A 21,830-nucleotide genomic window follows, 5' to 3' on the forward strand; every position below is an offset into this window, starting at 1 on the left:
AAGGGATGGCTTCCCCGCCACCGGTCTCGCGAGAACGCTGCTGTTAACGGACTTCCAATCATGAGCCGGCATAGCTGGTAGATCTGATTTCGCCCGGTGAACCTTGGTCTGAGCCCGTTTCTGATCCGCGCCACGCACGTATCAACCTCATATCCGGTCGCCGTTCCAACGGCCGCACCATAATCCCGCCTTCGGCGGCGAGGGCTCAGGAGGACGAGACCATTCTCGATGACGGCGTTTGAAGCCAGGCCGCAATTCGGTCGTCCACCTGGTTCCGGCGAGGCTGATCAGGCCTGTGCCGAACTGGTATGCGCTTACGTGGTCACGGCCTGATTACCGCGCCCTCAATCAAGACGCCCGCGCTGGTGTACTTCCAAAGTGCCACCGCCAGCTTACGTGCCAGCGCCGTGATCATCACTTTCTTGAAGCGGCCGCCGTTTTGCGCGACTCGCTCATTAAACCAGCGACTGAGCGTTGATGATGGCTGGTGCCTCAGCCAAAGCCAGGCAATCTCAAGCAACGTTGATCGGAGCCGAGGATTCCCAGACTTGCCGAGGCCCTGTTCCCGATCGATCGAACCACTCTGCCAAGGCGTCGGTGCTAAACCCGCATACGCAGCAACCTGCCGCTGGTTGTCGAAGTGCCGGAACAGACCCTCGCCCCATAGCACGGCGGCGAATTCGGGCCCGATGCCGACGACCTTAGACAGCAAAGCCACCTCTCGCGCAGATTGTCGTTCTTCGATGAGCATGTCGTCACGCTCTGCTTCGACCTCCTTGATCTGATCAATCAGCAGCTCCATGCGGGCAAACTCTCGCAGGACCTGCCGCTTCATATTTGGGGGCAAAGGTCGCCCGTCGCCCGTACGGAGCATCTCCAACTCTTCCCGTCGATCGCGACGCAAAGGATCGTAACCGGTGATGCCCTGCAAGAAGAGAAGACCTTTGATACGGTTGCTGTGTCGGATACGCTCTTCCATCAGAACTTTCCGCTCTCCCCTTTACGTTAGCGATTGAAGCCGAATGGCGGAAACGCGCCGTCGGCGCGGTTCCGGCGCAGCCGAAAGCGCGGCCCGAAGGGCAACGCCCATTGATATGCGAACTCGCCTGCTGGTCCAAGCAGCATTGTCATCGCCCGTTCAATGGATCGTCCTGCATCATGTATTGGGTCAATAACCGATTGCATTGTGCAATCAGATTTGCGATGCTCCGACAATGAAGATGCGATCCAACTGCCCCATCAACCTAGCCGCCGAGGTGCTCGGTGATGCTTGGAGCCTTGTAATCCTGCGGGACATCATGTTTGGCGACCGGCGTTCGTTCCGCGATATCCACGGCCATTCGCTCGAAGGGATCGCGACCAATATCTTAGGGGCCAAACTCAAGAAGCTGGTCGCGGAAGAACTGCTGACGAATGCCGCCGATCCGAACCACAGGCAACGGACGATCTACAGCCTGACCGAAAAGTCGATTGCGCTGCTGCCCGCGATGGTTGCACTCGGCGCCTGGGGACGGAGGTTTCTTCCGACGACGCCCGAGCTGGCGATCCGCAATCAGGTGCTAGAAGACGGAGGCCAGGAATTGCAGGGGGCGTTCATGGCTGAGCTCCGTGAGCGCCATCTCGGCATACCGAACCCCAACAACGGTCCCTTAGTGTCGGAGCATCTGCGAGCCGCTTACGCAGCCGTTATCGTCGAGGCCGCTGCACAAAACCCCTGAGAGGAGACGAGAATATGCCCAAGTTCATCACAATCGGATATGGCGACCAGGCTGGCTACGACCGCACGCCGCGCCCAGTCAGGGACGCCGCCCATGCCCAGGATGCAAAATTGCTTTCCGAAGGCGCCGTGATAGGGATCGCTGGCGCGCCTGTGCAGGTCCGCAATCCTGAGGCTCGCGGCATTGAAACCCGTCAGGGACCATTTTTGTCGTCGACCTTGCCTATCGCCGGTTTCGCCATCATCGAGGCCGCCGACTTAGCCGATGCCATCGAGAAGGTTTCGCATGTGCCCTGCGCGGTCGCGCACGGCGTCGTTGAAGTCTGGCCGCTGTGCGAGACGACTTGATCCGATGAGGATTTGAAGCATGGCGAGGATCGTATTCGGAATGAACCTGTCCCTCGACGGCTATGTCGATTTTCAGGATTTACCGGTGCCTGACGCCAAACTTTTTCGTCACTGGACCGAACACGTTGGCGATCTGGCAGGCAGCATCTACGGTCGCCAGATGTATGAAGTCATGCGCTATTGGGATGACGACCATCCTGATTGGACCTCGGAACAGCACGACTTCGCGGTGGCGTGGCGACGCCAGCCGAAATGGGTCGTATCGCGCTCGTTGAAGTCGGTCGGTCCAAATGCCACGCTTGTCGCGGATGACGTCGAGGCCGTGATGCGCGGGCTGAAGGCCAAGCTGGCAGGAGAGATTGCCGCTTCTGGACCGACGTTGGCGCAAAGCCTGTCCGATATAGGCCTGATCGACGAATATCGTCTCTACCTTCAGCCCGTGGTGGTTGGTCGCGGAAAGCCCTTCTTCTCCGGCCCTCGGCCGCCGCTCCGCCTTGTGTCCAGTGAGCGAATTGGCGGGGAAGTTATCAGGTTGACATACGTTCCCGCATAGTTGCGTCGCTCTCCTGACAACATTGAATTACCTCGTGGGCTGACCCATACCACTTGCCAAGCGGAGCAACGCGGAAACTCCGACGAACGCGCCACCGATGATGCAGAAGATTTGCTGCCAGATTTCGGACGGCACAGCTTCCTCGGTGACGCCGTGGATCAGTGCATATCCGGCGATGGCGGCGGGCGCGGCGAAGAGGAGCGCCACGATCAGGCGCAGGATCGGCGAGCGCAGCGTGTCGAACAGCAGGGCCAGAACGCCGAAGGCGGCGACAAAGCCGAGTAGGCCCGCCCCGATGAAGCCCGCGCCGGTCTGACAGGCAAATTGCGCTGCGGTCACGCCGAGCATGAACGGGAACGCATAGACGGCGAGCGTGGAGGCCAGGACGCAAAGCCCTGCGATCACGGCAACCATGGTTTTCCTCCTTCACGGTGATTTCCACCGTGGCGGCGGTCGAGGTGATCGGGCCGCGCGACTGTGCGGCCCGCGATTTTTTCGGGCGAGAGGAAAGCCGGGGACAATTGCGCGCCCCCAGACCGGCAACGAAGTCCCAGAGGTCCGCCACGTCACGCGATATTTCCGCCACCCATCCGGCATGGCGATCCGCCAGCATCTTCGCCGCCGCCGTGTCCTCGATGCCGTCCGCGTGGGCGGCGCGGTAATTGCTGGTGGGCGTGATTTCGAGGCAATGGGCCGTGCTACCGCTCCGATAGTAGGTCTGCGCGGCGAGCGTATGGACCACGGCGATCAACGCCATGTCCGGCTGCTCACCAAGAGCGAGGCGCAAGCCGAGAGTGCGATGCGCGGCCAGGTCACGGATGAGCGAGTCGGGCAGCGGCTTGCCCGCATCCCCAGCTTCTTCTTCCGGCTCATGCTCGGTTTCGTCGCCGCCTTCCTTGATGCCCCAATCTTCCGGCAGAGCGGCAAGATCGTCCGCCCATTCGTTTCCCTGCGAAACCCGGTTCGCCTGATGGGACAGATGCGCGACCGCAAAGAAGAACCGGGCCTTGAGCGTGTATGGGCTGAGCAACGCCGTTGAAGCCAGATCCTGCACGAACTCATGCAGCAATTGGTTCGTCTGCTGGACATCAAGTGCTTCGATGACGCTACCCTATGCTTCCGGACGCATGGTGAGGCCGATCAGGTGATTGATCCCGTTTGCGAGGTCGCTTGCGGCATCAACCGCGAGATCGCGATAGGCCATTCGCTGAAGGCGGGTCGATCACCTCCACCGGCAGAAGATCTGCTATTCACTCAAACAACCGCGCTAGGTTTGCATGGAAGATTCGCGCCAGCTGATCCTCAGTCTGGCTCATCATCATTGTCCTCCGTCAGCCCCGGCTTGCACCTCTACGATATCCGGAAGAAGGGTCACCGCCTCAGGGACACGGAAATCGGCAAGCTGGCTTGCAAGGCGGCGGAAACGCTCGATAGCGGTGATACGGCCGGATGCCGGGGTCGCGCCCAGATCGTGGCCAAGACTCTGCCGCAGTTTCGTCCTGCTCCACTCCGGAAACGCTCGCGAAGATCTGAAGTCAAACGCGCTGCCATAATCTGCTCCAGCCAGCCGAGCGCGGGGTCAGTGCTGAATGCGGCTGGCGCCTAGACCAACCCCTGTCCTTTGGCGACTTCCCGCAAATGCCGGGTATCCGTGACATCGCCTTCGATGATCTTGACGCGCTCACTCTCCTATAGGTGCAGCCGACCCGACCTTCTCAGATAGAAGGGCAAGTCGGCCCCCCTTGCCCGAGCAACTGCTCAATCGCATGATGCACGATCTTGCCGGCCGCGCCGAGAACGAGCACTTTACTCATCCTAAGCCCCCTCTCTTAAACACATCTGCCATCGGCAAACTTAGTTGGAGGTTGCAGAGATGCAACGAAGACGCGCGCTTGTCTGAAGCGTGCCGTTCGACCTTGGATAGCGTTTCCGGAAGCGAAGGGCCCGGTCATTTCGCTTGTGACGCTGCGCTCACTTCCGCCTTTTGTCATGGGAAGCGAAAGCGCTTTGACGGATCATCAACAGATTGTTAACTTTTCGTCGTGAAAATTCTCCGCCCGCCTCTCCCTCCCCCTGGGATCGTCGGCCAGCATATCGGAGTCCGATGCAAGTAGCCTTTCACCTTGGCGCCCCTTGTTCTGGCCAGAACGCGCTTTATGCTTCCCTGCAGCGGAGCCGCGATATACTCGCCAGCCATAGCGTTGCCATTGCGGACGCGGGCGAACCGCTAAAAGCCGCTGGAACGCTTACGTCGGACGCGCTCCGTCTCCGCAAGTTACGCGAAGAAGGAGTGCGCCGGGTTCTTGTCTGCGAGAGCTGCTCGCAAGAGCTGCCCGGGTTTTCGTCGCAGCCGCTCGGCGATGGCCTTCTCTATCCACTGGCCGGTCCTCAGGCAGAAATGCTGGCGATGCTGTGCCCGGAGGATGTGGAGATCGAGTTTCACGTGGCTGTCCGGTCCCCCGCCACTCTGCTGCCGACACTGATCTGCAGGGGTGATGCTGCCGCGAGCGCTCTTGCCGGTGATCCGCGTGCAATGGCTGGGTTGAGTTGGGCGGATGTCATCCAGCGTCTCCGCCAGGCCGCGCCGCGGGCGATGGTCGTCGTATGGTGCGACGAGGATATGCCGCTCATCTGGCCGGAGGTGGTGGAGCGCGTGGCGGGGGTTAGCGGCACGGGGGACACCGGCTTTCTCGACCGGCTGTCGCCATTGCTGACGGAAGACGGGCTGGACCGCCTGCGGCTCTATCTCTCGACCCATCCCCCCCGCGATGCGGAGCAACGCCGCTCGGTCGTATCGTCCTTCCTCACGCGCTTCGGCAGGCCGGAAGCGATCGAGATGGAGTTGGACCTGCCCGGCTGGACACCGGAATCCGTGGCCGCGATCTCCGACGCCTATGACGCGGATATGGAGCGGATCGCGGCCATGGAGAATGTGGAACTCATCCAGCCCTGAGCGCTCACCCCATGCCCAGGGCGGATTTGTAGACCTCCAGAATGGCTTCTTCCTCTGCCACGTCGTCCTTGTCGCGCTTGCGCAGGGCGACGATCTTGCGGAGCACCTTCGTGTCGTAGCCGCGGCCCTTCGCCTCGGCCATCACTTCCTTTTGCTGCTCCGCAATATCCTTCTTCTCCGCTTCGAGTTGCTCATAGCGTTCGATGAACTGGCGCAGTTCCTCGGCGGTGACATTGTAGGCGTCGTCGGTAACGGCGTTCATGGGCGGTCTCCTTTTGGAGAACCTCCTAGCGCGCTGTCTCCTCTTCACGCAAGGCCCCGGCGACGCGCGCTTGCGGAAGACTGCCAGCTGCTTTAGGGCCGAGGCAGGCTGCGCCGGGAGGATGACATGGAAGCACTGATCTGGATCGGCGCGGTGATGACGCTCGCCGGAGTCGCGGGCCTGGCGCTGTGCATCGGCCAAGCGATGTCTGCCCGCAAGGGCGGGCTGACCGACACGGAGATGCAGGCCCGGCTGCGCAAGGCCATGCTTCTCAATTTTGCCGCGCTCGGTCTCTCCGCCCTCGGCCTCGCGCTGGTCGTGGCGGGCATTCTTCTCCGTTAGCGGATCGGCGCGCAGGCGAGCCTGTCACCCGCCGCACCCGAAGGCTGGCTTCTGTAATCATCCTGCCCGGCGTGAATCATGAGCGATCGGCCAACGATCGACGCGAGGGTGACAGACGGATTAAGGACCTCCGCCTCAAGCCTCCCGTCCGCGCGGGTCATCTGGTTGGGCATGTCACCGGCATGCGGGCCGCCGTCCGCCAGATAGCCATGGCTCGCCCCGGTCGGGTTGAAATGGCCGCCAGCGCTTTCGTGATGGGTCGCCGCATCGCAGGTGCCGGTCTCGTGGATGTGAAACGCTACCCAATGATCCGCGGGCAGGCCCGTCACATTCAGCTGGATCAGCACGCCCGCCGGTGTTTGACGCAGCTGGGCCTCCCCGGTGGAATTGCCTTCGCCATCCACGAAAGCGGCGGTGGCGGTTTCACCACTGCCCGCCGGTTGTGAAGGCGCTGCCGTCTGGGCCGCCACCGCACCTGAAAACGCGAGTGCCGCGAAGGTCAGGCCCGTCGCAAGAGTTCTGTTCATGATCTTCTCCCTTTCCAGCAGAACGCCCCGAGACGCGTGACCGTTCCTGCGGCGCAGGGTATCGGCGCGAACGGCGGCGGGCTTGTTCCCGCTCTCCACACATGTTCTACTGTCCACGAACCCCTCACCTACCAGATGAGCCTGATGCCTCCCGAAGATCTCCTCTCCGGCGACAGTGTGTCGCAAAGCTATGACGCCTCTTCCATTGAGGTGCTGGAAGGGCTGGAACCCGTCCGGAAACGCCCCGGCATGTATATCGGCGGCACGGATGAGCGGGCGCTGCATCACATGGTGGCCGAGATCCTCGACAATGCGATGGACGAGGCCGTCGCCGGTCACGCCAACCGGATCGAGATGGAGTTGATGGAGGATCATACCGTCGTCATCCGGGATAACGGCCGTGGGATCCCCGTCGATCCGCATCCGAAGTTTCCCGGCAAATCCGCGCTGGAGGTCATCCTCTGCACGCTGCATGCGGGGGGGAAATTCTCCGGCAAGGCCTATCAGACCTCGGGCGGATTGAACGGGGTCGGTTCTTCCGTCGTCAATGCGTTGTCGGACCGGATGCGGGTGGAAGTCGCGCGGAACCGCGAACTCTACGCGCAGGAGTTTTCGCGCGGCAAGCCGCTCGGCCCGGTGGCGAAGGTAGGCCCTGCCCCGAACCGGCGTGGCACCACGGTCATCTTCCATGCGGATGCGGAGATTTTCGGCCACCAGCGTTTCAAACCGGCGCGGCTCTTCCGGATGGCGCGCTCCAAGGCCTATCTGTTCTCGGGCGTCGAGATCCGCTGGAAGACAGCGATCGACGATGGCGAGACCCCGACGGAGGCGACCTTCCATTTCCCGGGTGGCCTTGCGGATTATCTGACGGAGCAGTTGTCCGGAACCGCCACTTATGCCGACCGCCCCTTTGCGGGCAAGGTCGGGTTTCAGGAGAAGTTCGGCGTTCCCGGTTCGGTGGAATGGGCTATCAATTGGTCTCCCGCGCGGGATGGGGCCATCCAGTCCTACTGCAACACTGTCCCCACGCCGGAGGGCGGCACGCATGAGCAGGGTTTCTGGGCCGCGGTTCTGAAAGGCATCCGTTCCTATGGAGAGCTGGCGGGCAACCGCAAGGCGCAGCAGATCCAGCGGGAGGATCTGCAATCGGGCGGCGTGGCGCTGGTGTCCTGCTTCATCCGCGACCCGGAATTCGTCGGCCAGACAAAGGATCGCCTGGCGACGGTAGAGGCAGCGCGGCTGGTCGAAGGGGGGGTGCGCGACCATTTCGACAACTGGCTCGCCGCGGATACCAAGACGGCGGGTGCCATTCTCGACTATCTCGTCCTGAAGGCGGAGGAACGGATCCGCCGCCGTTCCGAAAAGGAGACGGCGCGCAAATCCGCGACCAAGCGGCTCCGGCTTCCCGGCAAGCTGGTCGACTGCTCCGCCGCGAACCGCGAGGGCACGGAACTGTTCATCGTCGAAGGCGACAGCGCGGGCGGCTCCGCCAAGATGGCGCGAGACCGCACGATGCAGGCGCTTCTGCCGCTCCGGGGCAAGATCCTGAACGTGCTGGGCGCGGCATCGGGCAAGCTGGCTCAGAACCAGGAGATCAACGATCTCTGCCAGGCCCTCGGCTCCGGCATGGGCACGAAGTTCCGTGTCGACGAATTGCGCTACGACAAGATCATCATCATGACCGATGCCGATGTTGACGGCGCGCATATCGCCTCGCTGCTGATGACGTTCTTCTTCACACATATGCGCCCGCTGATCGACCAGGGGCACCTCTACCTCGCCTGCCCGCCGCTCTACCGGCTGACACAGGGCGCGAACCGCATCTACGTGGCCGATGATGCGGAGAAGGAGCGGATGCTCGTCAAGGGGCTGGGCGGCAAGGGCAAGATCGACGTGCAGCGCTTCAAGGGTCTGGGTGAGATGGACGCCAAGGATCTGAAGGACACGACGATGAACCCGGCCACGCGCAAGCTCATCCGCGTCTCCATCGACGAGGACGAACCGGGGGAAACCGGCGATCTCGTGGAGCGGCTGATGGGCAAACGTCCTGAGATGCGCTTCCAGTACATTCAGGAAAACGCGCGCTTCGTGGAAGAGCTCGACGTCTGAAACCGGCTCCGCTGCCCGCAGAAGGCGTCCGACTTGAATGACGCGCGGAGTTCCCTGCGCTGTTCGGGACGGCCGGGCGCTCATGCCCCGTCTTCTCCCGTTGCCTCTGCCGAAGCAAATGGCCCAGAGCGACAGCAGTCCGGGCGGATTCCCGACATGGAATGCCGCTTTCGCACCCTCCGTCAAGCTTCGGGGGGTGCAAGGGCGTTTGGAAATCGTTACGCTTCGCGCCGAGCCCACGCCAACCGGCGCGGGTGAGTCATAAGACAGGGTTCCGCATCATGGACACGCTTCCGAATTCTCTCGCCGCGCGCGATGTCAAATACCTCCTTCATCCGAACACCAACGCCCGGATGCACGAGCAGAATGGCCCGATGGTGATTTCACGCGGCGATGGGATCCATGTCTACGACGACGCGGGCAAGGAATATATCGAGGCGCTGGCCGGACTGTGGTCCGTCGCCGTCGGCTTTGGCGAGAAACGTCTGGTGGAGGCGGCGCACCGGCAGATGTCCACCCTGCCCTATTACCACATCTTCTCGTCCAAGTCGCACGAGCCGGCCATCGACCTGGCTGAAATGCTGGTGAAGATGACACCGGAGCACCTGACGCGGGTGTTTTACACCAACTCCGGGTCCGAGGCGAACGACACCGTCGTCAAGATGATCTGGTACTACAACAACGTGCTGGGCCGGCCGGAGAAGAAGAAGATCATCGGGCGCAAGAACGGCTACCACGGGATCACCGTGGCCTCCGCCTCGCTCACCGGGCTGCCGATCAACCACAAGGACTTCGACCTGCCGCTGCCGCAGATGAAGCATGTGACCACCCCCCACTTCTACCGTTTCGGCGAAGAAGGCGAGACGGAGGAGCAGTTCTCCGACCGGCTGGCGCAGGAGATCGAGGACATGATCCTCGCGGAAGGCCCGGAGACGGTTGCCGCCTTCATCGGCGAGCCGGTGATCGGTGCGGGCGGCGTTCTGGTTCCGCCGAAGGGCTACTGGGACAAGGTCCAGAAAGTTCTGAAGAAGTATGACATCCTGCTGGTGGCCGATGAGGTCATCATGGGCTTTGGCCGCTCCGGCAAGACCTTCGCCTGCGAGTACTACGGGATCACGCCCGACTTCCTCGTGCTGTCCAAACAGATCACCTCCTCCTACCAGCCGCTGGCGGCTATCCTGCTGACCGATGCTGTCTATCAGGCCATCGCGGACGGCTCGCAGAAGAACGGCGCTTTCGGGCATGGCTACACCGCCTCGGGCCATCCCGTCGCCATGGCGGTGGCCATCGAGAACCTGAAAATCATCGAGGAACGCGGTCTTGTCGCCAATGCGGAAAAGGTCGGCGCCTATATGCAGAAGCGCCTTCGGGAGTTCGCGGATCACCCGTTGGTCGGCGAGGTGCGTGGCGTAGGTCTGATCGCTGGCGTGGAGCTGGTCACCGACAAAGCGACCAAGGCAAAGTTCGATCCGGTGGGCAAGGCGGGCGCGATCTACACCCGCAAGAGCGCCGAGAACGGCCTCATCAACCGCGCCATCGGCGACACCATCTGCTTCTGCCCGCCGCTCATCATCACCGAGGCGCAGGTGGATGAGATGATCGCCCGCTTTTCCAAGTCGCTGGACGAAACCGCGGCCGAGCTGAAGGGCTGACGAAGAAGGAGCGTGCCGTCGCGGCGCGCTCCTATCCGCCCATCTTGCGCCCGAACTGGCGCAGCATTCCGTGGAAGGTCTGCACATCCGCTCGTGTCAACGGCAGGCGGGAAAGCATGTTGCGCAGGTTCATCCGCATATGCGCGGCCTTGTCTGCCGGAAAAAAGAAGCCCGCCGCGTCCAGGCGTTCCTCGAAATGTTCCCCGAGCCGCGCCACATCACCGGATGTCGCACGTTCGCCCATCGCCTCGCGCAGCGGTGGGGCCTCTCCGTGCCGCGCCCATTCATAACCTGTCAGCAGCGCGCATTGCGCGAGGTTCAGCGAGGGAAACTCCGGGTTGACCGGCACGGTGATGATCGCGTTGGCATGGACGACATCGGCATTTTCCAGCCCTGCCCGCTCCGGACCGAAAAGAACCCCGACCCGCCCGCCTGCCGCCGTGATCGCGCGTGCCTCGGCCATTGCCTGCTCCGGTGTCAGCACAGGTTTGGTGAGTTCGCGGCTCCGCGCCGTGGTGGCATAGACATGGGTGCAGTCGGCGATTGCCGCCTCAACCGTTTCATAAACGGCGGCACTGTCCAGCACCCGTCCCGCGCCACTCGCCATTGCGACGGCCTTGGGATTGGGCCAGCCATCCCGTGGTGCGACAAGGCGCATATGGTCCAGGCCGAAGTTCAGCATCGCGCGCGCGGCGGCGCCGATGTTTTCACCCATCTGCGGGCGCACGAGGATGAATGCGGGGCGAGCTTCTGTCATCGGCCTTTCCGTTCGGGGACCCGGCCTGATACGCTTCGCATGCATGAATGGCAAGGATAGCGCATGGCGTGGGAAGCGGGGCTGGAGGAGTTGCTGCGCGAGGACATGGACCCCTTCGGCCATTTCGGCGAGCGGCGGATGTTCGGCGGGCTTGCCTTCTTCCGGCAGGGCAACATGGTGGCAGGGCTGATCTCGCGCGGTATCTTCTACCGTATCGGCAAGGCGGCGGAGCCGACGGCGCTGACCCTTCCCGGCGTATCGCCATTTCAGATGGGCAGGATGCGCGCGCTCGGCGGTATCGTCCTGCTCGCGGATGAGGCGGCTGGTGATGACGAGATCCGCGGCAGTCTCCTGACGCGGGCCGTCAGCTTCACGGACAGCCTGCCGCCGAAATAGTCAGCCGAGCGGCGCCAGCAGACGGCGAAGAGCTGCCAGCGCATCCTCTTCCCGCCAGATTTCCTCTCCCACCGCGAAGAAGTCGGTCACCGCGGAGAGATCGCGAACCAGATCGACCGTCAGACCGCCCTCCGCCACGATCGGAACTTCGATCATCTCCGACCACCAGGCGAAAAGCTCTTGTTCGGCCACAGTGCCATCGCCAAGACCACCCGCCGTGACCGGACCGAAGGCGACGTAATCCGCCCCGGTTTCTCCCGCCGTCATGCCATCATGCCGGGACGCACCGCAGAAAGCGCCCACGATGGCATCCGCGCCAAGCGTCTCGCGCGCTTTACGCACGCCGCGCGCGCCGTCGGTCAGGTGTACCCCATCAAGCCCCAGCCGCTCCACCAATCCCACATGCCGATCCACCACCAGGGCGACATCCCGCTGATGTGCGATCTCGCGCAGGGCATCGGCCGCCCGGGCCACACGGTCCTCGTCGCGCGAGACGAGAGCCAGGCGCAGACAGGCGACCTCCGCCCCGTCCAGCACGGCGGCAAGCCGCGGACCGAAGGTTTCCACCTCGAAGTCCGGCGGTGTCACGAGGTAAAGCTGCGGGCGGTCCTGATCTTGGTCTTGCATCGCGGGCTCCTGAAACGTGAGCCGCTATAGCCGGGATCGCCGCTCTTTGCCAGCACCTCACGCCCGCTGGCGGGAGCCATCACGGACGGCTGTTTCGCTCCAGGCCGCTATGCTCTTCCGCCCGTCGAAATCGCGTACCCGGACTGGGGGATGCAGGATCACCTCCACCGCCCCGCCGCGTGGAGCAGCCAGAACATTCAATGCATGCGGGCCAAAATCCATATTGCCGAACCAGGCGTGAAAGCGCGGATCCTCACCCTCCGGCGCGTGGTAACGAACCGAAACGGGCTGAACCTGCAATTTCTCACGCAGGCCGGGGAGAAAAAGCGATTCGAAGAGCGCGGGTTTGAAGGGCAGGATCCGCCGCCCGTCGGAACTGGTGCCTTCGGGGAAGAACAGCATCAACTCACCCTCCGCCAGCCGATGCGCCAGCTCATCGCGCTGTTGAACGGCCAGCTTCGGATCGCGGGTGATGAACATGGTTCCCGTTCCCCGCGCGAGCAGGCCGATGCCGGGCCAGCCCGAGACGTCGTCCTTGGAGACGAATGTCACCGGCGCGCTTGCGCCCAGCACGAGGATGTCGAGCCAGGAAGAATGATTGGCAACCAGAATGCCCGCGCTCGTCATGGGCTGTCCGCGGCGGCTGAAGGAAATACCCAGCAACGCCAGATCGATACGGCAGATGAACTGCTTGATCCGCGCGGTCACAGGCCTCCCCCCCCGTGCGAGCGGGCGCTCCACGAACCGCACCATCAGGATGAACAAGAGCGCCGGGAAGGTGATGGCCACCATAGGTACCGCACGACAGATCACCCTGATCCATCCCCGCATGTCAGGACGGTTGAGCGCGGGCGGCGGTTCTTCAGGCTGCCAGGTTCGACTCACGCAGGCACTCCCCGGCCGCGTGTATAGTAGCCGCGATGCTGTGCAGACATATGTGTGGTGTCGACAATGAGGCAGACATCCGTCGTATTGAAGGCCGCATCCCGCCATGCGCCCTCACCCACAACCCCGCCCAGCCGGAGGTAGGCGCGTATGAGAGGCGGCATCGCGGCAAGCGCGCGGTTCTTGTCATCCGGTGTGACCGGGATCAGGTCCATCGGCTGTGCCGGGGCGCCCCATGCCTGCACGCGGAGGGTTTCCGGTGCAAGGTGATGGGCATGGAGCCATGAGAGCGGAAGCGCGAGGGCCTCGACATCTGTCCCGTGGAAACTGGCTGTCCCGAAGAGAATTTCGATGCCGCGCTCCATGACATAGTCCGCAAGCGCGCTCCACATGACGAACATCGCGGCGCTTCCGCGATAATCCGCATGAACACAGGACCTGCCCAGCTCCAGAAGCTTCCGCCCGGAGCCAAGAAGGGGGACGAGATCGTATTCGTTCTGTGTGTAGAATCCGCCCGCAAGCTCCGCCCGCTCCCCCGGCAGCAATCGATAGACCGCCGCAACACGCCCCTTCGCCTCGTCGAGAAGGAGAAGGTGGTCACAGAATGGGTCGTAGCGGTCGCATTCCAGTCGTTCCTCATGATCGACCAGTGTCCCTGTCGCACCCAGTTCCGCAACGAACACTTCATATCGGAGCCGCTGCGCGTCCCGAATATCCTGCGGCGTACTGGCCAGACGGACGGAGAATTGTGATCCCGTCCTGGCGAGAGGCGCGTTTTGCATGGGCGTCTCCGTCCTGTTCATGACTGTCTATGGCCTGCCCCCCAAGGTGACAAGTCCAGGGAAGCAGCCGCTCGTCTGCAAATCACGATCCGGTAACCGTTTCTTAACGGAGATCGGGAAGAGTGACGTCAGTGCCCCCCGTCGAAGACGGGAACGAGATCCACACGGGACGCGTCGATGACCACCTTGCCCGCATGTTCGAAGTTGACGGTGACGCGGCCGCCGATATTCGACTGCACTTGTCCCAGACCCCACTCCGGGGCATTCGGATGACGGACGAGCATGCCCGGCTCCAGAAGGCTTGCCATACCGCTCATCGAGGCCCCCACAGCCGATTGGAAAGACCATGACCCATGACACCCCCGACATTGGCGCGCTGATCGGCTCGCGCATCTGCCACGATCTTATCAGTCCGCTGGGCGCCATCGGCAATGGGCTTGAGCTTCTTCGCATGACCGGCGATCCCGCGGGGGAGGAAATGTCGCTCATCGGGGACAGTGTGGCCCACGCGAATGCGCGGATCCGGTTCTTCCGCCTTGCCTACGGCATGGCGGGCGCGGAGCAGAGCGTCGCCCCCGGCGAATTGCGGGAGATCCTGGAGGGGCTGTGGGGCCACGGCCGCCTGCAGGTCGACTGGCAGGCGACAAGCACATCCAGGCAGGAGGTGAAGCTTGCCCTGCTCCTCCTGCAATGCCTGGAAACTGCCCTGCCGCGCGGCGGACGTATCGAGGTGCGCAAGGGCAGTGAATGGCTGCTGACTGCGGAAGGGGAACGGATGCGGGTAGAGGAGAGCCACTGGGCCTGTCTTCGGAAGCTGGGACAGACCACGGAAATAAGCGCCGCGCAGGTTCAGTTCCTGCTTGCCCCTCTGGAGGCTGCCCGGCAGCAGCGGCATATCAGCGTGGATATTGGGGAACGTCTGGAAATCCGCTTCTAGCTGAAGCGCCGCATGCATCCTACCTTCCGAGGGCACCGGGTAGACCGCTTTCGGAAGCGAGGGGTCAATTATCCTGTACCGGTAGCAGGAGTGGGAGTGGTGCGGCTCTACCCGACGGACTTGAGAGGTTCCATCTCTGCCACCGGCGAATGCGCGCCGGATGATCGGCGCGGACTGAGGGCTGCTGTCCTGGCGGGAATTCTGGCTGCGTCGGCCTATGCCGGAGCGTCGCCACATATCTTCAAATTCGTCGGAGGGTGAGGCATCGGCTACCCTGGTGAGCAGACGGGCTTGTAAACGGCGGCGGATGAAGAGGCCAGCACTGGGAGAAGATCGCGTCGCCGCTGCCAGGCCAACCCGGCGACCCAGGCAGGACAGGTTTGACTACCGTGTTTTCACCGACCGGTACCTGTGGATTTTGCAATCGGATGCACGCTGACGCGACCTGCCAGCGCAACAAAAGTTGCTCAACAGGCGGGGCAGCTTGCAGATTGCCAGAAGCCGGAAGCCAGAACGGAACCCGTCAACACCTTCGCTCCCGTTACGAGAAACCGCGATGAGGGCCGCCTTCGCACACCACGCGTGTCAGGATGGAGCTGAGCTTGTATGGGGCGCTGTCTACCAAGCCGGTTCATGCCTGACAGTCACTGGCACCTGCTCTCTGCGGGACCGGCGTTGGCAATTCATCCGCAGATCTGCGTGGCGATCCTGCCTCGCATTCAACCGGCTTCTTGTTGCCGTTTCGTCACGCCGAGTGCGAAAGCGCCATCCGTCAGTCGATTAGCGGCGACTCTGCAACTAGTGGATCGGGGCGGTCTTCCTCCGCGGCGAGGCCTTGGCCGCCCCGTTCGATCGACACAAGATATGGCAATGGGAGTATCCGCCAAAGCTGGAACGCGGAGGGCGCAAGCTCGTCTGTCATAGGGCGTCATACTGGGCGCGCTGTCGGGCTGTCCAGAGAACGGTGATGTGCCAGCCCTCCTCGCCCGGTGCCTCGCTTTCCACTACGTTCTGTTCATGAAGCCAGGCGCGGCGACGGCCATCCTCGAAGGGCAGCACCAGATCCCGCACCGTCCGCTCCTCGCTCAACCGTTCAGAGACGGCCGCAAGCAGCGGACCAAGTCCCTCGCCAGTCAATGCGGAAGCGACGAAGACATTCGGGGTGCGCGCGGCGAGCACCTCCACCACCTCCCGCTGTTCTGGCAAAAGCTGGTCGATCTTGTTCCAGACCTCCAGCATCGGCGTCTCCTCCCGCACGCCCAGCTCCGCGAGAATCCCCTCGACATCGGCCTTTTGCGCCTCCGTTTCGGGGTGAGAAATATCGCGGACATGCAGGATCAGGTCGGCTTCCAGCACCTCTTCCAGCGTCGCGCGGAAAGCCGCGACGAGCTGCGTCGGCAGATCGGAGATGAAACCGACCGTATCGGAAAGGATCACCTCCCTTCCGGATGGCAGAGTGACCCCCCGCATCGTCGGGTCCAACGTAGCGAAAAGCATGTCCTTCGCCAGCACCTCAGCGCCCGTCATCCTGTTGAACAGGGTGGACTTTCCGGCGTTCGTATAACCTACGAGTGCCACGATGGGGTAAGGCACCTTGCGGCGCGCAGCCCTGTGGAGTTCGCGCGTCTTCACAACCTTGGCAAGCTGGCGGCGAATGCGGGTGACGGCTTCGTCGATGGCGCGGCGGTCGGCCTCGATCTGAGTTTCCCCCGGCCCCCCGACGAACCCCAGCCCGCCGCGTTGCCGCTCGAGGTGGGTCCAGGCTCGTACCAGACGGGTCCGCTGATAGGAGAGCGCGGCGAGTTCGACCTGCAATACTCCTTCCCGCGTACGGGCCCGGTCGGCAAAGATTTCGAGAATCAGCCCCGTTCGGTCCAGGAGCTTCACGCCCCAGGCCTTCTCAAGATTACGCTGCTGCACTGGCGTAACCGGCCCGTCTATGAGGACAAGGCCGATCTCCTGCGCCTTGAACAGCTCAGCCAGCTCCTCCACCTTGCCGGAGCCGAAGAGCTTGCCCGGCGCCACCTTGGGCAGCCGGACAACGTCCGCGCCGATGACCTCAAGACCCGGCAGGGCCGCGGCGAGGGCCACGGCCTCCGCAAGCCTGTGCTCTGGGAGACGCTCACCGCCATCACGGCCGCTGGCGGCACCCTTGATATCGGGATGAACCACATAGGCGCGCGTGGGCGCGCTGTGGGTGGATTGCTCGTCGGAAATCAGTCTTCGCCCTCATACAGGCTGATCGGCTGGCCGGGCATGATCGTGGAAATCGCGTGTTTGTACACGAGCTGCGATTGACCGTCCCGGCGCAGAAGCACGCAGAAATTGTCAAACCACGTGATGACGCCCTGCAGCTTTACCCCGTTGATCAGAAAAATCGTCACGGGGATCTTGGCCTTCCTGACGTGATTGAGGAAAGCGTCCTGCAGGTTCTGCTTATCGGCGGCCATGGGTAAACCCTGTTTTTCTGTTATTGGTCTTGCGGCCTGCGGCGGAACCGGCCCTCGTCCTCACAAGATTATGATGGCTGGCGGGGGGGAGATTCCAGCCCCAATTTCCGACTATTGCCGCCACGTGCCCGGAGCGACGAGCGCGATGAGCGCCAGGATTTCCATCCGGCCGGCCACCATGCCCCCTGCCATCACCAGCCGCGCCCAGCCATCCACCGCCGCGACGCTGAGAGGGGCCTGGGCGCTCGTCCCCAGCAAAGGTCCGGTCGTGGTGATGGAGGCGATGGAGAAGATGATCGATTCCTCCAGCCCCAGACCTGTCAACGTCAGCATCAGGACCATCCCGGCGAGCGAGAGCGCGACGAGCATGAAGAACAGCCACGCGACGAACGCGCCGTCCCGCCGCAGGTGCCGTTTGAAAGGTCCCCCTCCACCGAGCGAATGGGGATGCAGGATCCGTTCCATCTCTCGCTGACCATGGAGATAGAGTGCGTAGATCCGCAGGATCTTCACGCCTCCGGCTGTGGTGGCAACACCACCCCCGACAAGGCAGAGCGCGACGAGAAACAGGCCGGGTGCGGTTATCCCCTGCCAGAGCGGCCCCGAAAACCAGTCCGCGCTGCGAAACCCGGTCGTGGTAAGGAAGGACAACCCGGTAAAGACAGCGCCCCACAGGGCGGAAAGAACCTCTCCCAAGCCCGGAACCGCATCCCGCCTGATCGCCTCCGCGATAAGCACAGCCACGATAACCAGAGGGACAACGATGACAGCGGCGACGCCGAGGCGGAACTCCGGGTCGGCCGACAAGGGAAAGGACTGGCGTGCCGCCCGGCCCAACGGCATCGTCCGGCGGGAGAGGGCGAAAAGGAGGAACAGCAGGATCGCCGCCTCTCCCCAACGACCGGAGGGGGTGGCCGTCCCGGCGGGGAGCGGACTGATGCCGCTGGTCGAGAGTGTGGACATCGCGTGGCAGATCGCGACCAGCGTCGTATCCCCCGCTGCCGACAGAAGCAGACCGAGCGCTGCGGTCAGCCCCACATAAACCGGGAGCAGCAGCCTGATATGCTGATAAAGCCGCTCCGGCAGGTCGGCCACAGCGATGCCGGCCGGTCCCTGCCTGCCGGAAAACCCTACCGATCCGGGATTTATCACCTCGAACCCGCCGAGGTTCATGGGCGCCAGCACCGCAAAGGCCGTGACCAGGACGAAGAACCCACCCATCCAGCCCACCATTGCCCGCCACAGATGCAGAGACGGCCCCAGACGCTCCGCGTCGTAGAGAGTGGCGCCCGTGGTCGTGAAGCTCGACACCATTTCAAACCAGCCGCTCGCGAAACTCGTGTTCCCCACTCCCTCCACGAAGGGCAGAGCGAGGATCAGCGGAAAGACCGTATAGGCCAGCAGAAGCTGGAGAAGCTGACTCCGCGACGCGGTCCCGAACCGTCGTCCGGAGAGGGCCAGCGCGATCAGTCCCGTGACAAACAGCACCATCGTGCCGCTATAGAAGAACGCCCGCGCAACCTCATGGTGGCGAAATGCAAGCGCATGAGCGGCGGGCACATACATCGCCAGCCCACCGAAAGCCGTCAGCGGAACGAACAGCGGCAGCGCGAACAACCGTTCCATCAGAAGAAATCGATCGACACCTGGAGCAGCCGCTCCACCTGCGGGATGTCCGGGGTCAGCGCAAAGATTGCGATGACGTCCCCTTCCTCCAGCCGGGTCTTGCTGTCAGGTTTGATGTAACGCCCGCCCCGCAGAATGCCGCCGACCAGCACCCCCTCCGGAAACTCGATCTCCCGGATGGTATTGCCTGCGAGGGGCGAAGTGGAGAGCACCTGCGCCTCAATGATCTCCGCTTCCGAATCGCCGATGGAGTAGAGCGCCCGTACCCGCCCATGACGGATGTGGCGCAGGATAGAGGAAACGGTTGTGGCGCGCGGGTTGATATAGGCGTCTATGTTCAGCGCGGGCATGAGCTGCGCCATGGTGGGATCGTTGATGAGCGCTATGGCGAGCTTTGCGCCCTCCGCCTTTCCCCGGACACAGGCGAGAAGGTTAGTCTTGTCATCATCGGTCACCGCGACGATGGCGTCGGCCTTGTCCACCCCCGCCTCCCGCATGAGTTCCGCGTCCAGCCCGTCGCCGTTCAGCACGATTGTCCGTTGCAGCATGTCGGCGGCTGTCTCCGCCTTCTGACGGTCACGTTCGATGATGCGGACCCGCACCCGGTGGGCACCCGCCTCAAGCTTTCGCGCCACCGTCAGCCCCACGGCGCCACCGCCGAGGATCACGATGCGTTCCTGCGGCGCGACAACCTTGCCGAAAACCTCCAGCGTCCTGTCCACATCCTTGGTATCGGTGAAGGCGTAGACCTGATCGCCGGGGAAAAGCTGATCCTCCGCCTCCGGAGCGAAGAGCCGGTCCTTTCGCCGGACGCCCACGATGATAGTGCCGAGCGTCGGAAAGAGGTCGGAAAGCTGGCGGAGCGGCGTGTTCAGTACGGCGCAGTCCTCGCTGATCGCGATACCGAGAAGCTGGGCCTTGCCGCCGAAGAAGCTCTCCGTGTCGAAGGAGGATGGCGCGGCAATCCGCTGCAGCGCCGCTTCCGCGACCTCCAGCTCGGGTGAAATCACCACGTCGATCGGCAACTGATCCCGGCGGTAGAGATCGGCATAGGCCGGGTCGAGATAGCTCTGCGCCCGGATACGGGCGATCCTGCGCGGCACGTTGAACACGGAATGCGCCACCTGACAGGCAACCATGTTCACCTCGTCCGAATGGGTCGCGGCGATCAGCATGTCGGCATCCCGCGCACCCGCGCGGTCCAGCACGTCGGGGTAGCTTGCATAACCCACGAGCCCCCGCACCTCCAGCGTGTCGGAAATGCGTGCGATGAGCTGGGGGTTGCTGTCCACGACCGTCACGTCGTTGCGCTCGCCGGCAAGTTGCCGTGCGATCTGCCAGCCCACCTGCCCGGCTCCGCAGATGATGACCTTCATCGCGCTGGCTCCCGCTCATTCCATTGGCTAGGTTGCAGAGCTTGCCAGGCCCGTCAACAGGGCAGCGGCTGCCGGCCCTTTCTGTTTCCGAAGCGTGGGGCGGCTATTCCGCCGCGTTCAGGATTTCCTCGTCCTCATCCTCATCCGCTCCACGGCCGCCACCCTTGGTGTTGACGACGCCGAGCGACTTCAACTTGCGGTGCAAGGCCGACCGCTCCATGCCCACGAAGTTGGCCGTGCGGCTGATGTTTCCGCCGAACCGGTTGATCTGGGTCAGCAGATATTCCCGCTCGAACAGTTCCCGCGCCTCGCGAAGCGGCAGCGTGGCCAACGCGCCGGCGAGCGTGACACGTCCTTCGCCGCTCTGCCCCTCGTTGCGCGACGGCACCTCGCGCGCCTCGATCAATCCGGTACCTTCGGAGAGAATGAGGATCCGCTCCAGCACGTTCCGGAGCTGCCGGACGTTACCGGGCCACGGCATCGTCTGGAGCAGTGCGGCGGCGTCTTCCGAGAGCGGCCGGTTCGGCAGGCCCTGCGTCTTGTGAAGCTGGCTCAGGAAATAGGCGGCGAGTTCGGGAATATCCTCGCGCCGCTCCTCCAGAGAAGGGACGACGATCGGCACCACGTTCAGGCGGTCGAAAAGCTCTTGCCGGAAACGCCCGGCCCCGATCTCACCCTTCAGGTTCCGTGTGGTGGAGGAGATGACGCGGAGATCGACCCGCACCTTCGCCGAGCCGCCGACGCGGGTGAACTGCTGCTCCGTCAGCACACGGAGTATCTTTGACTGCGTTCCGAGCGGCATGTCTGCCACTTCGTCGAAATAGATCACGCCGCCATGGGCCTGTTCGAGAAGCCCGGTCTCCACCCCCCGCTCCGTCTCGCGGCCGAAAAGCACCTCTTCCATGCGCTCCGGCTCGATCCCGGCGGAGGATACCGTGACGAACGGGGCCGAGGCGCGGTTCGAACCGGTGTGGATGAAACGCGCTGCCGCTTCCTTGCCGCAGCCAGCGGGGCCCGTCAGCATCACGCGCCCGTTCGACTTCGTCACCTTGTCGAGTTGCGATTTCAGCCCCCGGAAGGCGGCGGAGTTTCCAAGCATCTCACCGCCCGTCACCTCCTTCCGCCGCAGATCCGCATTTTCCCGTCGCAGGCGCGATGCCTCCATCCCGCGCTGCACCACCACCATGAGCTGGTCGATGTTGAAGGGCTTCTCGATGAAGTCGTAGGCGCCCTGGCGGATCGCGGCCACCGCGATCTCGATATTGCCATGACCGGAGATGATGATGACGGGAATGTCGGGATTGTTGCGCTTCACGGTCTTGAGAATGTCGATCCCGTCCATCCCGCTGTCTTTCAGCCAGATGTCGAGGATCATGAGCGCAGGCGCCTCCCGGTTCAGCTCCGCCATGCATTCATCCGAGTTGGAGGCGAGCCGAACGCTGAACCCATCATCCCGAAGGATATCGCCGACGAGTTCACGGATGTCCCTTTCGTCGTCCACAACAAGTATGTCGCCCATCGTCCTACCCCT

At 63.2% G+C, this 21,830-nt stretch carries 23 protein-coding genes and 1 pseudogene; 10 read left to right on the forward strand and 14 right to left on the reverse strand.

The genetic code is table 11. The annotated features are described in order from the left end of the window. Window positions 1-322: 322 nt before the first annotated feature. Window positions 323-994 (reverse strand): annotated as a pseudogene (locus CN97_RS01085) (IS110 family RNA-guided transposase); the annotation flags it as partial. A gap of 220 nt (window positions 995-1,214) precedes the next feature. Between CN97_RS01085 and CN97_RS01090 the strand changes: the two are divergent. The 3 genes from CN97_RS01090 to CN97_RS01100 are packed head-to-tail and all read left to right on the forward strand — an operon-like array spanning window position 1,215 to window position 2,618. Continuing rightward, entirely contained in the window at window positions 1,215-1,718 is a 504-nt protein-coding gene (locus tag CN97_RS01090) for a winged helix-turn-helix transcriptional regulator (protein ID WP_035705867.1), read from the forward strand. A gap of 14 nt (window positions 1,719-1,732) precedes the next feature. Then, window positions 1,733-2,065: a YciI family protein gene (locus CN97_RS01095; RefSeq protein ID WP_035705869.1), complete on the forward strand. Its 333-nt coding sequence runs from the start codon at window positions 1,733-1,735 to the stop codon at window positions 2,063-2,065. A 19-nt stretch (window positions 2,066-2,084) separates the two neighbouring features. After that, window positions 2,085-2,618, forward strand: a complete 534-nt coding sequence (locus CN97_RS01100; protein ID WP_035705872.1) for a dihydrofolate reductase family protein — start codon at window positions 2,085-2,087, stop codon at window positions 2,616-2,618. Between the two features lie 27 nt (window positions 2,619-2,645). On the opposite strand, the gene CN97_RS01105 is transcribed toward CN97_RS01100, so the two are convergent. Further along, a complete protein-coding gene (locus tag CN97_RS01105) occupies window positions 2,646-3,032 on the reverse strand; it encodes a hypothetical protein (RefSeq protein ID WP_035705875.1) in 387 nt (128 codons plus the stop codon). A 181-nt stretch (window positions 3,033-3,213) separates the two neighbouring features. Between CN97_RS01105 and CN97_RS21075 the strand changes: the two genes are divergently transcribed. Together CN97_RS21075 and CN97_RS01115 are read left to right on the forward strand one after the other, a co-directional pair. Next, complete coding sequence (locus tag CN97_RS21075) at window positions 3,214-3,657, forward strand: hypothetical protein (protein ID WP_156969570.1); 444 nt, start codon at window positions 3,214-3,216, stop codon at window positions 3,655-3,657. A 1,251-nt stretch (window positions 3,658-4,908) separates the two neighbouring features. After that, complete coding sequence (locus CN97_RS01115; RefSeq protein WP_035705881.1) at window positions 4,909-5,571, forward strand: hypothetical protein; 663 nt, start codon at window positions 4,909-4,911, stop codon at window positions 5,569-5,571. A gap of 4 nt (window positions 5,572-5,575) precedes the next feature. Here CN97_RS01115 and CN97_RS01120 read toward each other — a convergent pair whose 3' ends face one another. After that, window positions 5,576-5,833, reverse strand: a complete 258-nt coding sequence (locus CN97_RS01120; protein ID WP_035705883.1) for a DUF2312 domain-containing protein — start codon at window positions 5,831-5,833, stop codon at window positions 5,576-5,578. A 126-nt stretch (window positions 5,834-5,959) separates the two neighbouring features. Here CN97_RS01120 and CN97_RS01125 point away from each other — a divergent pair, with 126 nt between their 5' ends. Further along, window positions 5,960-6,175, forward strand: a complete 216-nt coding sequence (locus tag CN97_RS01125) for a hypothetical protein (RefSeq protein ID WP_035705886.1) — start codon at window positions 5,960-5,962, stop codon at window positions 6,173-6,175. Here the strand turns inward: CN97_RS01125 and CN97_RS01130 are convergent. After that, the gene (locus CN97_RS01130) at window positions 6,172-6,702 is read right to left on the reverse strand and encodes a superoxide dismutase family protein (RefSeq protein WP_084683934.1); all 531 of its coding nucleotides are present in this window, start codon (window positions 6,700-6,702) and stop codon (window positions 6,172-6,174) included. The two genes, CN97_RS01125 and CN97_RS01130, sit on opposite strands and share 4 nt — an antisense overlap. Before the next feature lie 144 nt (window positions 6,703-6,846). Between CN97_RS01130 and parE the strand changes: the two genes are divergently transcribed. Together parE and CN97_RS01140 are read left to right on the forward strand one after the other, a co-directional pair. Further along, window positions 6,847-8,811, forward strand: coding sequence for a DNA topoisomerase IV subunit B (gene parE / locus CN97_RS01135; RefSeq protein ID WP_035706870.1), 1,965 nt, complete (start codon window positions 6,847-6,849; stop codon window positions 8,809-8,811). A 281-nt stretch (window positions 8,812-9,092) separates the two neighbouring features. Further along, on the forward strand, window positions 9,093-10,463 hold the full coding sequence (locus CN97_RS01140) for an aspartate aminotransferase family protein (RefSeq protein ID WP_035705889.1): 1,371 nt from the start codon (window positions 9,093-9,095) through the stop codon (window positions 10,461-10,463). 31 nt (window positions 10,464-10,494) lie between these two features. On the opposite strand, the gene CN97_RS01145 is transcribed toward CN97_RS01140, so the two are convergent. After that, window positions 10,495-11,220 carry an RNA methyltransferase gene (locus CN97_RS01145; RefSeq protein ID WP_035705892.1) on the reverse strand — a complete coding sequence of 242 codons (726 nt, stop codon included), beginning with the start codon at window positions 11,218-11,220 and terminating at the stop codon, window positions 10,495-10,497. A gap of 63 nt (window positions 11,221-11,283) precedes the next feature. Here CN97_RS01145 and CN97_RS01150 point away from each other — a divergent pair, with 63 nt between their 5' ends. Further along, on the forward strand, window positions 11,284-11,616 hold the full coding sequence (locus tag CN97_RS01150) for a TfoX/Sxy family protein (RefSeq protein WP_035705896.1): 333 nt from the start codon (window positions 11,284-11,286) through the stop codon (window positions 11,614-11,616). On the opposite strand, the gene CN97_RS01155 is transcribed toward CN97_RS01150, so the two are convergent. The 4 genes from CN97_RS01155 to CN97_RS01170 all read right to left on the reverse strand — a co-directional run bounded on the left by CN97_RS01155 (window position 11,617) and on the right by CN97_RS01170 (window position 14,218). Further along, on the reverse strand, window positions 11,617-12,243 hold the full coding sequence (locus CN97_RS01155; protein WP_035705899.1) for a thiamine phosphate synthase: 627 nt from the start codon (window positions 12,241-12,243) through the stop codon (window positions 11,617-11,619). A 57-nt stretch (window positions 12,244-12,300) separates the two neighbouring features. After that, entirely contained in the window at window positions 12,301-13,128 is an 828-nt protein-coding gene (locus tag CN97_RS01160; RefSeq protein WP_035705901.1) for a lysophospholipid acyltransferase family protein, read from the reverse strand. Continuing rightward, on the reverse strand, window positions 13,125-13,910 hold the full coding sequence (locus CN97_RS01165) for a GNAT family N-acetyltransferase (protein WP_035705904.1): 786 nt from the start codon (window positions 13,908-13,910) through the stop codon (window positions 13,125-13,127). The genes CN97_RS01160 and CN97_RS01165 overlap by 4 nt, the downstream gene beginning before the upstream one ends. 128 nt (window positions 13,911-14,038) lie before the next feature. Continuing rightward, window positions 14,039-14,218 carry a DUF3553 domain-containing protein gene (locus CN97_RS01170; protein ID WP_035705905.1) on the reverse strand — a complete coding sequence of 60 codons (180 nt, stop codon included), beginning with the start codon at window positions 14,216-14,218 and terminating at the stop codon, window positions 14,039-14,041. Window positions 14,219-14,256: 38 nt separating this feature from the next. On the opposite strand from CN97_RS01170, the gene CN97_RS01175 reads away from it, so the two are divergent. Next, complete coding sequence (locus CN97_RS01175; RefSeq protein WP_035705907.1) at window positions 14,257-14,847, forward strand: histidine phosphotransferase family protein; 591 nt, start codon at window positions 14,257-14,259, stop codon at window positions 14,845-14,847. A gap of 918 nt (window positions 14,848-15,765) precedes the next feature. On the opposite strand, the gene hflX is transcribed toward CN97_RS01175, so the two are convergent. The 5 genes from hflX to ntrX form a co-directional block, all read right to left on the reverse strand. Continuing rightward, complete coding sequence (gene hflX / locus CN97_RS01180) at window positions 15,766-17,064, reverse strand: GTPase HflX (protein ID WP_088217114.1); 1,299 nt, start codon at window positions 17,062-17,064, stop codon at window positions 15,766-15,768. Next, window positions 17,064-17,297 (reverse strand): RNA chaperone Hfq, encoded by a 234-nt coding sequence (gene hfq, locus CN97_RS01185; RefSeq protein ID WP_035705913.1) that lies wholly within the window; start codon window positions 17,295-17,297, stop codon window positions 17,064-17,066. The genes hflX and hfq overlap by 1 nt, the downstream gene beginning before the upstream one ends. Window positions 17,298-17,408: 111 nt before the next feature. Next, complete coding sequence (locus CN97_RS01190) at window positions 17,409-18,923, reverse strand: potassium transporter TrkG (RefSeq protein ID WP_035705915.1); 1,515 nt, start codon at window positions 18,921-18,923, stop codon at window positions 17,409-17,411. Next, window positions 18,923-20,299 carry a Trk system potassium transporter TrkA gene (gene trkA / locus CN97_RS01195; RefSeq protein WP_035705918.1) on the reverse strand — a complete coding sequence of 459 codons (1,377 nt, stop codon included), beginning with the start codon at window positions 20,297-20,299 and terminating at the stop codon, window positions 18,923-18,925. Before trkA ends, CN97_RS01190 begins: the two co-directional genes overlap by 1 nt. A 103-nt stretch (window positions 20,300-20,402) precedes the next feature. Then, on the reverse strand, window positions 20,403-21,818 hold the full coding sequence (gene ntrX / locus CN97_RS01200) for a nitrogen assimilation response regulator NtrX (RefSeq protein ID WP_035705921.1): 1,416 nt from the start codon (window positions 21,816-21,818) through the stop codon (window positions 20,403-20,405). Window positions 21,819-21,830: the final 12 nt, after the last annotated feature.

Source organism: Haematobacter massiliensis, from assembly GCF_000740795.1.
GTDB classification, from domain to species: Bacteria; Pseudomonadota; Alphaproteobacteria; order Rhodobacterales; family Rhodobacteraceae; genus Haematobacter; species Haematobacter massiliensis.